Below are 11,926 nucleotides of genomic sequence, written 5' to 3' on the forward strand. Positions count from 1 at the left end.
CATGTCCACGCCTCACCCCGACCCGTCCCAGCAGCCCGTGCCGCAGCAGCCCGGCCCGCAGCAGCAGCCGTACTCGCAGCAGCCGTACCCGCAGCAGCCGTACGGGCCGCCGCAGCCCGGCCAGCAGGCGCCCTTCGGCGCGCCGCAGGGCTGGTTGCCGCAGCCGCAGATGCCGCCGGCGCCGGAGAAGCGCAAGAACTGGTTCGCCCGCCACAAGGTGCTCACCGGGCTCGGCACGGCCGTGGTCCTCGTCGTCATCATCGCCAGCGCGAGCGGTGGGGGCGGCGACGACAGCCCTGCCGTCGCCGACGTCGACACGGCCACGGCGCAGCAGGCAGAGGCGGCGACGGACGAGTCCGCTGACGGGCCGGCCGAGGGCGCGAAGACCGAGAAGGACGAGAAGCCCGTCAAGGACGAGAAGGCCGACACGCTGCCCGCCGTCGGTGACAAGGTCCGCGACGGCAAGTTCGAGTTCACGGTGACGAAGCTCGAGGACGGCGTGCAGGAGGTCGGCGACGAGTTCCTGGGCGAGGAGGCGCAGGGGCAGTTCGTGCTCGTCCACATGACGGTGGAGAACATCGGCGACGAGGCGCAGTACTTCGACGGGAGCAGCCAGAGCCTCGTCGACACGAAGGGCCGCACGCACTCGGCGGACTCGGAGGCCGGCATCTACCTCGACGAGTCCAACTCGTTCCTCAACGAGATCAACCCTGGGAACAAGGTCGACGGCGTCGTGGTCTTCGACATCCCCCGGAACGCCACCCCGGCGACCCTCGAGCTGCACGACTCGATGTTCTCCGGCGGTGTCGAGGTCGCGGTGAAGTGACGCCCGCGACCTGAGGACCGTCTCTGCCCGCCGCCCGTCACTCCCCGACGGTCGGCGGGCAGAGGCTCGTGCCCGCGGTCGCGCGTACGGTCGACCTGTCGACGGAATCGACTCGCGAGGAGGCGACGCCATGACCACCGACCGCACGGACGCACCGGACGCCGTGGCCGCAGAGTTCTTCGACCGCTACCGGCAGGCGCTGCTGGACCGCGACGAGGCGGCGGTCGCCGACCTGTACGCGGTGCCGGCGCTGATCCTGTTCCCCGGGCAGTCGCTGCCGGTGACGAGCCGCGCGCAGACGGAGCAGTTCTTCGGGTCGTCGTGGAGCCAGTACGAGGGCGTCACGGGCATGACGTCGGACATGCGGGTCGTGGCGGTCACGGCCCACAGCGTGTGGGCCGACGTGACCTGGCACCACGACGGGCCGGGCGAGGGCACCGAACGTTTCGTCTACCAGCTCGTGCGCACGGACGACGGGTGGCGCATCGCGGTGCTCACGCCGATGGACGTATGAGCGGATACTGACGGGATGACGACGGCGACGAACCCCGTGGAGCGGCTGCGGCTGCGCCTGGGGGAGGTGCTGTTCGAGAAGGTGTCGGGCGCCGACGGCGTCGCGGTCCGCGACCGGATCCACCTGACGCCCGGCCCGCGCTGGTTCGCGCCGGACAGCCCGGTGGGGCGGGTGCACGCCGACGCGTCGATGTTCGTGGGCGGGCTGCGGGCGCTGCTGCTGCAGTCGCTGCACCCCCTGGCGATGGCGGGCGTGGCGGGGCACTCGGGCTACCGCGGCGACCCGTGGGGCCGGCTCGAGCGCACGGCGACGTTCCTCGCGACCACGACGTTCGCCACCGCGGACGACGCGCAGGCGATGGTCGACCGGGTCCGGGCAGTCCACGACCGGGTGCGCGGCAAGGCGCTGGACGGGCGGCCGTACCGCGCGGGCGACCCGCACCTGCTCACCTGGGTGCACGCGGCGGAGGCCGACTCGTTCCTCACCGCGCACCAACGCTTCGGGGAGCGGCCGCTCACCGACGGCGAGGCCGACGAGTACGTCGCGCAGGTGGCGCGCGTCGCGCGGGCGCTGGGCGCCGTCGTCGTGCCCGGGACGGTCGCCGAGCTGCGCGACACGATCGAGGCCTACCGGCCCGAGCTGGAGGCGTCGGAGGCCGCGCTCGACACGGTGCGCTTCCTGCTGCGCGAGCCGCCGCTGCCGCGAGCGGCTCGGCCGCCCTACGCGCTGCTCGCGGCGGGCGCTGTCTCGACCCTGCCCGCCTGGGCGCGGGACGCTCTCGACGTCGACACCTGGTTCCGCCGCACGCTCGGCGGGCCGGCGGGCTCCCTCGCCACCCGCGCCGTGCGGTGGGGGATGGGCACCTCGGAGAAGACCCGGGCCTATCCCCGCGCGGGTGTCCCGGAGACGACGCCCGGCTGACGCCCGCCTGACGCCCGGTCGACGTCCGCGTGACCGGCGCGGTGCGCCCGTGACCTGCGGGGACCGCCCCGATGAACGTTGCCCGAACGCTTCGCCGGACGCCCCGCCCACCCGGACATATCGGGCGCAGCGGTTCCTAGAGTCGCGGCTGTGACCACCGTCGTGACCCCACGGCCGTCCGGTCTCCCGGACGCCCCGTCGGCCCGGGCGGGCACCCCGCCCGCGGGCCCACCACCCGCCACCCGCACGCGCAGCCGCCTCGGCGCCCGTCGACGGCGGAACGCCCTGCTGTGGGCGCTGCTGCTCGCGGGGCCGAACGTCCTGCTCATCGTCGTCTTCGTCTACCGGCCGCTGCTGCAGAGCCTGTACCTGTCGACGCTGCAGTGGAACCTCGGCTCCCCGTCGGCCCGCTTCGTCGGGCTCGGCAACTACGTCGAGTGGTTCTCCGCGCCGACCACGGGCCGCGTCGTGACGACGACGCTCGTCTTCACCGTCGCGACCGTCGGCGGCGCGATGGTGCTGGGCCTGGGCCTCGCGCTGCTGCTGAACCGTCGGCTGCGGGGCCGCGGCATCGCCCGCACGATCGCGTTCGCGCCCTACGTGCTGAGCGGCTTCGCCGTCGGCATCCTCTGGCTGTTCATGTTCGACCCGCGCTACGGCCTGGTGCAGGAGCTGCTCGGCTGGGTCGGACTCGAGTCGCCCGCCTGGTACACCGCGCGCCCGTGGCCGCTGGTCATGGTGATCGTCGTCTACCTGTGGAAGAACCTCGGGTACGTCGCCCTCATCTACCTGGCCGGGCTGCAGGCCGTGCCGCAGGACCTGCGCGACGCCGCCGCGCTCGACGGCGCGTCGTCAGCCCGCACGCTGCGCTCGATCGTGCTGCCGCTGCTCACCCCGACCACGTTCTTCCTGCTGGTCACGATGATGCTCGCCTCATTGCAGTCCTTCGACATCATCAAGGCGATGACCCAGGGCGGGCCCCTGGGATCCACGACGACGCTCATGTACTCGATCTACGAGGAGAGCTTCGTGGGCGGCCGCGCGGGGTACGCGTCCGCCGTCGCGACAGTCCTGTTCCTCGTGCTCCTCGCCGTCACCGCGGTGCAGATGCGGTACGTCCAGCGGAAGGTGCACTACGCATGAGCGCGGTCATGATCGACCGACGGATCCCCGGGCGCTCGGCCCGACGACGGTCGCCTCAGGTCGGCGGCTATCTCACGATGGTCTTCGCGACGGTCGTGCTCGGCCTGCCGCTGGCCTGGCTGCTCCTCGCCAGCCTCAAGACGCCCGAGGAGCTGTACCAGGTGCCGCTGCAGTGGCTGCCCGGCTCGCCGAGCCTCGACAACTACGCGCAGGCCGCGGGCGCGATCCCGCTCGGGCGGCTGCTGGCGAACAGCATCGGCCTGACCGTCGTCGGCGCGGGCCTCAAGGTCGCGCTCGGGCTGGCCTGCGCGTACGCGCTGGTCTTCCTCGACTTCCCGTTCAAGAAGCTCGTGTTCGGGCTCGTCATCGCGACCCTGATGATCCCGCCGCAGATCACGATCATCCCCAACTACACGCTGGTCGCGAGCCTCGGCTGGCTCAACACCTACCAGGGGATCCTCGTGCCCGGCCTGGCGAGCGCGTTCGGCACCTTCCTGTTCCGGCAGCACTTCCTCACGCTGCCCGCGTCCATCCTCGAGGCGGCCGAGCTGGACGGCGCCGGGCACTGGCGCAAGCTGTGGACGTTCGTCGTGCCGATGAGCACGCCGACGCTCGCCGCCGTCGCGCTGGTGTCCGTCGTGACCGAGTGGAACGACTACCTGTGGCCGTTCCTCGTCGTCGACCACGCCGACAGGATGACCCTCCCCGTCGGCCTCACGCTGCTGCAGAACACCGACGGCATGTCGAACTGGGGCGTGCTGCTGGCCGCGACCGTCGTCGTGACGCTGCCCATCCTGCTCGTCTTCCTGATCCTCCAGCGACGCCTCGTCGCCGGCCTCACCGCGGGCGCGGTGACGGGGTGACCCCGTCCCGCCCGGCCTGCCTCCCGAACACCACCCCGAACCAAGGAGCACGTGTGTCCCACCGTCCTGCCCGCCGGACCCGCACCGCCGTCGCGGCGCTCGCCGCGGTCTCGGCCCTCACCCTCACCGCCTGTGCCGGCCCGAGCGTCGGGGCCACGGCCTCCGGCGACGCGTCCGCCGAGGCCGTCGACTGGTCGCAGGTCGAGCCCGCGAAGGAGATCACCTGGTGGAGCAACCACCCGGGCCAGTCGCAGGAGCTCGAGCAGCAGCTCATCGACGAGTTCACCGCGGAGTCCGGCATCGAGGTCGACCTCGTGACCGCCGGCGCCGACTACGACGAGGTCGCCCAGCGCTTCCAGGCCGCGTCGCAGACCGACGAGCTGCCCGACCTCGTCATCGCGTCCGACGTGTGGTGGTTCCGGTACCACCTGAACGACCAGATCATGCCCGTGGACGACGTCATGGAGTTCCTCGACGCCGACGCGGACGACTTCCAGCCCGCCCTGTACGCGGACTACGAGTACGACGACCAGCACTGGGCGGTGCCGTACGCCCGCAGCACGCCGCTCTTCTACTACAACAAGGACCTGTGGACGAAGGCCGGCCTGCCCGACCGCGGCCCCGAGACCTGGGACGAGCTGGTCGAGTGGGACGCGACAGTGAAGAAGGAGGTGCCGAAGGGCGGCTCGACGTTCGGCCTGTCCACCGGCCCGTCGTGGGGCGCGTGGTGGTTCGAGAACATGATCTGGGGGCAGGACGGCGCGTACTCGGACGGCTTCGACCTCACGCTCGACACCCCGGAGGCGGTCGCCGGCGGCGAGTTCGTGCGCGACCTGTTCCACGGCTCCGGCGTCGCGACGCTCTCCGCCGACGACGCGATGGCGGACTTCTCGTCCGGCCTGATCGCCTCGACGATCGGTTCCACGGGCTCGCTCAAGGGCGCCCTCGACGCCGCGTCGTTCGAGGTCGGCACGGCCTACCTGCCCGACGGCCCGAAGGGCGGCGGCACGCCGACCGGCGGCACCGGGCTCGCCATCCCGTCGTCGAAGACGCCGGAGCAGCAGCTCGCGGCCGCGATGTTCCTCGAGTTCCTCACGAACACGGAGAACACGGCCACGTTCTCGCAGGCCACGGGCTACATGCCGGTGCGCACGTCCGCCGTCGAGAGCGACGCGATGAAGAAGACCTACGAGCAGACGCCGCAGTTCCGCACCGCCGTCGACCAGCTCGCCGACAAGGCCCGCGTGCAGGACGACATGCGCGTCTTCGTCCCGGGCGCCGACGCGCTGCTCAACGAGGCGCTGGAGCAGATCGTCATCGAGGACGCCGACCCGAAGGCGGCGTTCGAGGCCGTCACGCCGCGCATCGAGACGGCGTACACCGAGAACGTGGAGCCGTACCTGTGACGGGCGCGGCAGGGCTGAGCGAGGCCGACGGGTCGCTCCGGCCGCGCGTCGTCGCCCACCGTGGCAACAGCGCGGTCGCGCCGCAGAACACGCGCGCCGCGTTCGAGAGCGCAGCGCGGGCGGGAGCGGACTCGCTCGAGATCGACGTCCGGCTCACCGCAGACGGCGAGGTCGTCGTCATCCACGACGACACCGTGGACGCGACGACCAACGGCAGCGGCAAGCTGGCGGACCTCGAGCTGCGGGAGGTCCGGCTGCTCGACGCCGGGTCGTGGTTCTCGCCCGCGTACGCGGGGCAGCGGGTGCCGACGTTCGCCGAGGTGATCGACCTGCTGCGCGTCCGCCCGGGCCTGGACCTGCTGCTGGAGGTCAAGGGCGCGTGGTCCGCGCGGGAGGTGCGCCGGGTGACCGAGCCGCTGCGTGCGGCGGGCCTCGCCGACCGCACGGTGGCGCAGAGCTTCTGGCCCGAGACGGTCGCTGCCCTGCGCGACGCCGACCCGGGGCTGCGCCGCGGCCTGCTCGTCACCGCCGCCCGCGACGACCTCGTCGAGCGGTGCCACGACCTCGACGTCGTCATGTGCAACCCGCAGGGCACCGTGCTGCGCGACGACCCCGACGTCGTCGCCCGGCTCCACGACGCCGGCCTCTCCACCGCCGTCTGGACGTTGAACGAGCCCGCGCACTGGGCCGCCGCCGTCGCGCTCGGCGTGGACGCGATCATCACCGACCGCCCCGACCGCCTGGCGGGCTGGCTGGCAGGCCGCGTCGGCTGACGCCTCCCGGAGTTGTCAGGGCGAGCGCGGGGTTTTCGTGGCGCTGGTCCTGACAACTCGGGGGTGAGTAGGCTGGCGCGCGCATCGAAGCGCTTCGACGGTCCACGGGGGTATCGCGGCAATGACGGCTGGTCTCGCACGGCTCACGGACGAGCTGGGCATCCTGTACGGCGGGGACTACAACCCCGAGCAGTGGGAGCCCGCCGTCTGGCGGGAGGACGTCGCGCTCATGCGGGAGGCGGGAGTCAACCTCGTCACGGTCGGCGTCTTCAGCTGGTCGCACATCGAGCCGCGCCCGGGCGAGTACCGGTTCGCCTGGTTGGACGACGTGCTGGACCTGCTGCACGACGCCGGGATCGCCGTCGACCTCGCCACGCCCGTCGCCTCGCCGCCGCCGTGGCTGGGCCACCGGCACCCGGGGTCGCTGCCCACGACGGCGGACGGCACGGTGCTGAGCTACGGCTCGCGCAACCAGTTCTGCCCGTCCTCGCCGGCGTACCGGGAGGCGGCCGTGGCGATCGCCGAGCGGGTGGCCGCCCGCTACGCCGGCCACCCCGCCGTCCGGATGTGGCACGCGGGCAACGAGTACGGGCAGTTCTGCTGGTGCGACCGGTGCGCGGAGCGGTTCCGCGACTGGCTCCGCGCGCGGTACGGCACGCTCGACGCGCTGAACGCGGCCTGGGCCACGACCGTCTGGTCGCAGGAGTACGGCGACTGGGCTGAGATCCTGCCGCCGCGCGTCGCGCCCTATCACCGCAACCCGTCGCAGGAGCTCGACTTCCGGCGCTTCGGCTCCGACCTGCTGCTCGACCTCTACCGCGAGCAGAAGGCGGTCGTCCGGCGCCACGACCAGGGACGCCCCGTGACGACCAACCTGATGGGGTTCTTCGGCGGCATCGACCCGCACGACTGGCGCGCGGACCTCGACGTGATCGCCGACGACGCCTACCCCGACCCGGCGTCCCCCGACGCGCCCGCCGACGCGGCGCTCGTCAACCACCTCGCGCGCGGGCTCGCGGGCGGCGGGTCGTGGCTGCGCATGGAGCAGGCGGCGAGCGCCGTGAGCTGGCGGGAGCACAACCTCACGAAGTCGCCCGCGCGGCTGCGCACCGAGGTGCTCCAGGCGCTCGCGCACGGCGGCGACGGCGCGCTGTTCTTCCAGTGGCGCCAGGCGCGCTCCGGCCCCGAGCGCTTCCACTCCGCGATGCTGCCCGTCGCGGGAGCGGACACGGCCGTGCACGCGGGCGTCCGCGCCCTGGGTGCCGAGCTGCGCGCGCTGCGCGGCCTCGTCGGCGAGCGCGTCCACCGGCGCGTCGCGCTGCTGTGGGACTGGCCGTCGTGGTGGGCCGCCACCCAGGTCGCGCTCCCGACGGCGCGCCTCGACCCGCTCGCCACGCTGCAGGCCTGGCACCGGGAGCTGTGGCGGCTCGGCGTCGTCGCCGACGTCGTCGCGCCCGGCGACCCGCTGCAGGCGTACGACCTGGTGCTCGCCCCGGCGCTGACCGTGCTGGAGCGGCCCGCCGCCGACCGGCTCGACGCCTACGTGGCTGGCGGCGGGCACCTGGTGTGGGGGCCGTTCGGTGGCGTCGCGGACGGACTCGCCCACCTGCACGCGGGCCGCTCGCCCGCGCCCCTGCGGCACGTGCTCGGGGTCTCCGCCGAGGAGTGGGTGCCGCTGCCCGACGGCGGCAGCGCGGTCTCCTGGGCCGGTCCGCTGACCGGGCACCACGGCACCGCGACGACCCTGGGAGAGCGAGCTCGCACCGACGGCGCCGAGGTGCTCGCCACCTACGACGACGGCCCGCTGGCCGGCAGCGTCGCCGTCGCGCGGCACGCGCACGGCGCGGGCCGCGCCTGGTACGTCGGCGCCGACCTCAGCGGGCCGGGCGGCGGCCTCGAGGCCGTGCTCCGCGCCGCGCTCGACGACGCGGGCGTCGCTCTCGGCGGCCAGGTCCCGGGCGTCGAGACCGTGTGGCGGGGCGGCACCCTGGTGGCTCTCAACCACACGGACCGCCCCGCGACGCTCGTGCTCGCCGCGGCGCTCGCGGCCGGGCCCGACGGCGTCCGCGCCGCCGCCGCCCTCACCGACGTGCTCACCGACGCGCGCCACGACGCCTCCGCGACCCTCCCGCTCGCGCCGTACGACGTCGTCGTCCTCACGGGCCGGATGACGTGAAAGGTTCATCCGAGAAGATGTCACCTCCCGGAAACGCTGTTTGATCCCACGGAAACCGTCGCTCCCTACGGTCGTCCCGACGCGCCGCCCAGGCGCCCGGTGACGGAAGGGGACGACCGATGTCCGAAGCTTCACGCAGCACAGCACCACCCGTGACCGCGCACCCGGTGGACCAGGTGCCGAGGCTGGCGCGGCTCTTCCCGCTCGGGCTGCAGCACGTGCTCGCGATGTACGCCGGGGCGGTGGCGGTGCCGCTCATCGTGGGCGGCGCCCTCGGCTACTCCGCGCAGGACCTGGCGTTCCTCATCAGCGCCGACCTGTTCGTCGCGGGGATCGCGTCGATCATCCAGTCCCTCGGGTTCTGGCGGTTCGGCGTCCGGCTGCCGCTCATGCAGGGCGTGACGTTCGCCGCCGTCGGCCCGATGATCACCATCGGCACGACCTACGACATCACCGCCGTCTTCGGCGCCACCATCGCCTGCGGCCTCTTCATGATCCTCGTCGCGCCGTTCTTCTCGGCGCTGCTGCGCTTCTTCCCGCCGCTCGTCACCGGCACGGTCATCCTGATCATCGGCGTCTCGCTCATGGACGTCGCCGCGGGGTGGATCACGAACAACGGCGAGACCGCCGCGCCGTCCGACCTGGCGCTCGCGGCGGGGACGCTGCTGTTCATCGTGCTCGTCGAACGCTTCGCCCCGCCCGCCCTCGCGCGTCTCTCCGTGCTGCTCGGGCTCGCGCTGGGCACGCTCGCCGCGCTGCCGATGGGCAAGGTCGACTGGTCGGGCGTCGGGGAGGCGGGCTGGTTCGCCGTCGTGACCCCGTTCCACTTCGGCCTGCCGACGTTCCCGCTCGCCGCCGTGGTGTCGATGCTGGTCGTGGGGCTCGTGATCATGACGGAGACGACGGGCGACATGATCGCCGTCGGCGAGATCACCGGCCGGCCCGTGACGAAGCGGCGGCTCGGCGACGGGCTGCGCGCGGACGGGCTCTCGACCGTCCTCGGCGGGATGTTCAACACCTTCCCGTACACCGCGTTCGCGCAGAACGTGGGCCTCGTCAGCCTGACGGGGGTCGCGTCGCGCTACGTCGCGACGATGGCCGGCGGCATCCTCGTGGTGCTGGGCCTGGTGCCCAAGGTCGGCGCGGTGGTGGAGGGCGTGCCCAGCGCCGTGCTCGGCGGCGCGGGGATCGCGCTGTTCGGCATGGTCGCGGCGTCCGGCGTCCGCTCGCTCACCAAGGTGACGTTCACCAGCAAGAACATCCTCGTGGTCGCCGTGTCCCTCGGCGTCGCGATGCTCCCGACCGTGCGCCCGGAGATCTACGCCGAGTTCCCGACGTGGTTCCAGCTGATCTTCGACTCCGGCATCAGCGCCGGTGCGATCAGCGCCATCCTGCTCAACCTGCTGCTCAACGGCGACCAGCTCCGGCGGGTGCCGGAGCCGGCGTCCGGCACGTCGCCCGAACCCGCGACCGACCCAGGGCTGGAGCCGGCCGCCGCTCAGGCGCCGACGTCGCCGTCCACGTAGAACCAGCGGCCGCCCTCGCGGACGAACCGGCTCACCTCGTGCAGGCGGCCCCGCTCACCCGTGGCCGCCTGCACGTACTGCGCCACGAACTCGACCTCGCCGCCGTCGTCGAACGGGCCGCCGGCGTGGGTGGCGAGGACCGCGAGGCGCCGCCACTCCTGGTCGTCGTCGAGCTCCAGCGACGGCGGCCGCGTGCGCGGGTGCCATGTGGCGCGCAGGTACGCGGCGTCGCCGACGGCGAACGCGGTGTAGCGCGACCGCATCAGCGCCTCCGCGGTGGGGGCGGGCCGGTCGCCGGCCAGCAACGGGCCGCAGCACGCGCCGTAGGTGTCGCCGGAGCCGCAGGGGCAGCGGTCGTCGTCGGACGGGAGGGTCACGCACGCCATCCTGTCCGTGCGCGCCCGGCAGGGCCGGGCTGAAGCGCTCCTCGGCGAGGGCGACGAGCAGCGCCAGGAGCACGACGACGCCGCTCGCGAGCGGCACGACGTGCACGCCGACGGCGGCGACGAGGGCAGCGCCCAGGCCAGATCCGGCCGCGATACCCACGTTGAACATGGACGACGAGATCGCCACCCCCATGTTGGTCGACGCGGGAGCCACGAGCATCACGCGGTGGGACAGGGCGGGCGGTACGCACGAGAACGAGAACCGGAACAGCGCCAGCGCCGCCACGGCCGCGACGGGGTTCGCGCCGAACGCCCACAGGCTCACGAGGGCGACGGTGAGCACGGCGAGCGCGACGAGCAGCACCGCCACCGGGCGGGCGTCGATGAACCGGCCCACCACGATCGTGCCCACCACCCCGGCCGCGCCCTGCAGCAGCAGCAGCCGGGCCATGTCCGACTGCTCGAACCCGGTGACCTCGATGAAGTACTGCGTGACGAACGTGATGACGCCGAACGCGCCGGTGAGGACCAGCCCGGTCGTGACCATCTGGAAGAGGAACCGGCGTCGGCTCGGGTGCGGCGCGCGGCTGGCCCCGCCCTCGGACGGCGCCATCGTCGGGAACAGCGCCAGGACCACGAACGTCACCACGAGCGAGAGCACCGCGACGGCCGCGAACGTCCACCGCCACGACGTGTGCTCGCCGAGCCATGTGCCCGCCGGCACGCCGAGCACCGGGGCGAGCGAGTTGCCCAGCGCGAGGCGCGTCATCACCTTGCCGCGCACGACGGGCCGGAACAGCCCGGTCGTCGCGGGCACGACGGCGGCCCAGAACAGCGCCTGCGCCGTCGCCGTCACCAGGCGGGCCGCCATCAGCTGCTCGTAGCTCGGCGCGAGCGCGGCCCACAGCGTCGCGACGGCGGCCACGCCCGCGCACGCGGACAGCACCCACCGGCGCGGCACGCGTCGCGCCCAGTGCGCCAGCGGCACCGTGGTGATCAGCACCACCAGCGCGTAGCCCGTGACGAGCAGGCCGATCTCGGACGTGGACCGACCCAGGTCGGGGGCCATGAGGGTGAGCAGGCCGGACGGCAGCGACTCGACGGTGACGAACAGGAACGTCGACAGCGCCATCGCGACCAGGATGATCGTGGCGCGACGCTCGTCGACGGGTGGCGTGATGGCGGACGCCGGCGCGGGAGGAAGGTTCTCGGTCATGAGGATCGAGACGATCGTAGGCGCGAGCTGTCAGGACGAGGAGCATGAATACCGTGACCTGGTCCTGACAGCTCCGGGGCGGGCGGGTTCAAGCGGTCGTCGCAACACCTGATCTGGTGAGGGGTGTTGGGATGGGTGACGGGACGAAGGTCGTGCGGAGTGTGGAGCGCGCGTTT

General features: G+C 73.1%; 10 protein-coding genes and 1 pseudogene. 9 read left to right on the forward strand and 2 right to left on the reverse strand.

Going from position 1 to position 11,926, the window contains the following annotated elements; all coding sequences use genetic code 11:
• Position 1: 1 nt before the first annotated feature.
• From ACFCZN_RS19755 to ACFCZN_RS19795, 9 genes are all read left to right on the forward strand, one after another.
• Positions 2-826: a DUF4352 domain-containing protein gene (locus tag ACFCZN_RS19755; protein WP_430557888.1), complete on the forward strand. Its 825-nt coding sequence runs from the start codon at positions 2-4 to the stop codon at positions 824-826.
• Positions 827-956: 130 nt separating this feature from the next.
• Positions 957-1,340, forward strand: coding sequence for a DUF4440 domain-containing protein (locus ACFCZN_RS19760; protein WP_430557889.1), 384 nt, complete (start codon positions 957-959; stop codon positions 1,338-1,340).
• 15 nt (positions 1,341-1,355) lie between these two features.
• Positions 1,356-2,261: an oxygenase MpaB family protein gene (locus ACFCZN_RS19765; protein ID WP_430557890.1), complete on the forward strand. Its 906-nt coding sequence runs from the start codon at positions 1,356-1,358 to the stop codon at positions 2,259-2,261.
• A 150-nt stretch (positions 2,262-2,411) separates the two neighbouring features.
• Positions 2,412-3,404 (forward strand): carbohydrate ABC transporter permease, encoded by a 993-nt coding sequence (locus tag ACFCZN_RS19770; protein WP_430557891.1) that lies wholly within the window; start codon positions 2,412-2,414, stop codon positions 3,402-3,404.
• On the forward strand, positions 3,401-4,267 hold the full coding sequence (locus ACFCZN_RS19775; protein ID WP_430557892.1) for a carbohydrate ABC transporter permease: 867 nt from the start codon (positions 3,401-3,403) through the stop codon (positions 4,265-4,267). The genes ACFCZN_RS19770 and ACFCZN_RS19775 overlap by 4 nt, the downstream gene beginning before the upstream one ends.
• 53 nt (positions 4,268-4,320) lie before the next feature.
• Positions 4,321-5,673, forward strand: coding sequence for an ABC transporter substrate-binding protein (locus tag ACFCZN_RS19780; RefSeq protein WP_430557893.1), 1,353 nt, complete (start codon positions 4,321-4,323; stop codon positions 5,671-5,673).
• A complete protein-coding gene (locus tag ACFCZN_RS19785) occupies positions 5,670-6,446 on the forward strand; it encodes a glycerophosphodiester phosphodiesterase (RefSeq protein WP_429765422.1) in 777 nt (258 codons plus the stop codon). Before ACFCZN_RS19780 ends, ACFCZN_RS19785 begins: the two co-directional genes overlap by 4 nt.
• A 121-nt stretch (positions 6,447-6,567) precedes the next feature.
• A complete protein-coding gene (locus ACFCZN_RS19790; RefSeq protein ID WP_430557894.1) occupies positions 6,568-8,622 on the forward strand; it encodes a beta-galactosidase in 2,055 nt (684 codons plus the stop codon).
• Between the two features lie 152 nt (positions 8,623-8,774).
• The gene (locus ACFCZN_RS19795; protein WP_429765425.1) at positions 8,775-10,148 is read left to right on the forward strand and encodes a nucleobase:cation symporter-2 family protein; all 1,374 of its coding nucleotides are present in this window, start codon (positions 8,775-8,777) and stop codon (positions 10,146-10,148) included.
• Here ACFCZN_RS19795 and ACFCZN_RS19800 read toward each other — a convergent pair.
• Both ACFCZN_RS19800 and ACFCZN_RS19805 read right to left on the reverse strand, forming a co-directional pair.
• Positions 10,121-10,534, reverse strand: a complete 414-nt coding sequence (locus ACFCZN_RS19800) for a YchJ family protein (RefSeq protein ID WP_430557895.1) — start codon at positions 10,532-10,534, stop codon at positions 10,121-10,123. The two genes, ACFCZN_RS19795 and ACFCZN_RS19800, sit on opposite strands and share 28 nt — an antisense overlap.
• A 208-nt stretch (positions 10,535-10,742) precedes the next feature.
• Positions 10,743-11,750: pseudogene (locus tag ACFCZN_RS19805) on the reverse strand (MFS transporter); the annotation flags it as partial.
• Positions 11,751-11,926: the final 176 nt, after the last annotated feature.

This window comes from Isoptericola sp. NPDC056134 (assembly GCF_042264825.1).
GTDB classification, from domain to species: Bacteria; Actinomycetota; Actinomycetes; order Actinomycetales; family Cellulomonadaceae; genus Isoptericola; species Isoptericola nanjingensis.

Excerpts from the sequence above, each read along its gene's own strand:
- ACFCZN_RS19755 (WP_430557888.1), top strand. The coding sequence starts at position 2 with ATGTCCACGCCTCACCCCGACCCGTCCCAGCAGCCCGTGCCGCAGCAG.
- ACFCZN_RS19760 (WP_430557889.1), top strand. The coding sequence starts at position 957 with ATGACCACCGACCGCACGGACGCACCGGACGCCGTGGCCGCAGAGTTC.
- ACFCZN_RS19765 (WP_430557890.1), top strand. The coding sequence starts at position 1,356 with ATGACGACGGCGACGAACCCCGTGGAGCGGCTGCGGCTGCGCCTGGGG.
- ACFCZN_RS19775 (WP_430557892.1), top strand. The coding sequence starts at position 3,401 with ATGAGCGCGGTCATGATCGACCGACGGATCCCCGGGCGCTCGGCCCGA.
- ACFCZN_RS19790 (WP_430557894.1), top strand. The coding sequence starts at position 6,568 with ATGACGGCTGGTCTCGCACGGCTCACGGACGAGCTGGGCATCCTGTAC.
- ACFCZN_RS19800 (WP_430557895.1), bottom strand. The coding sequence starts at position 10,534 with ATGGCGTGCGTGACCCTCCCGTCCGACGACGACCGCTGCCCCTGCGGC.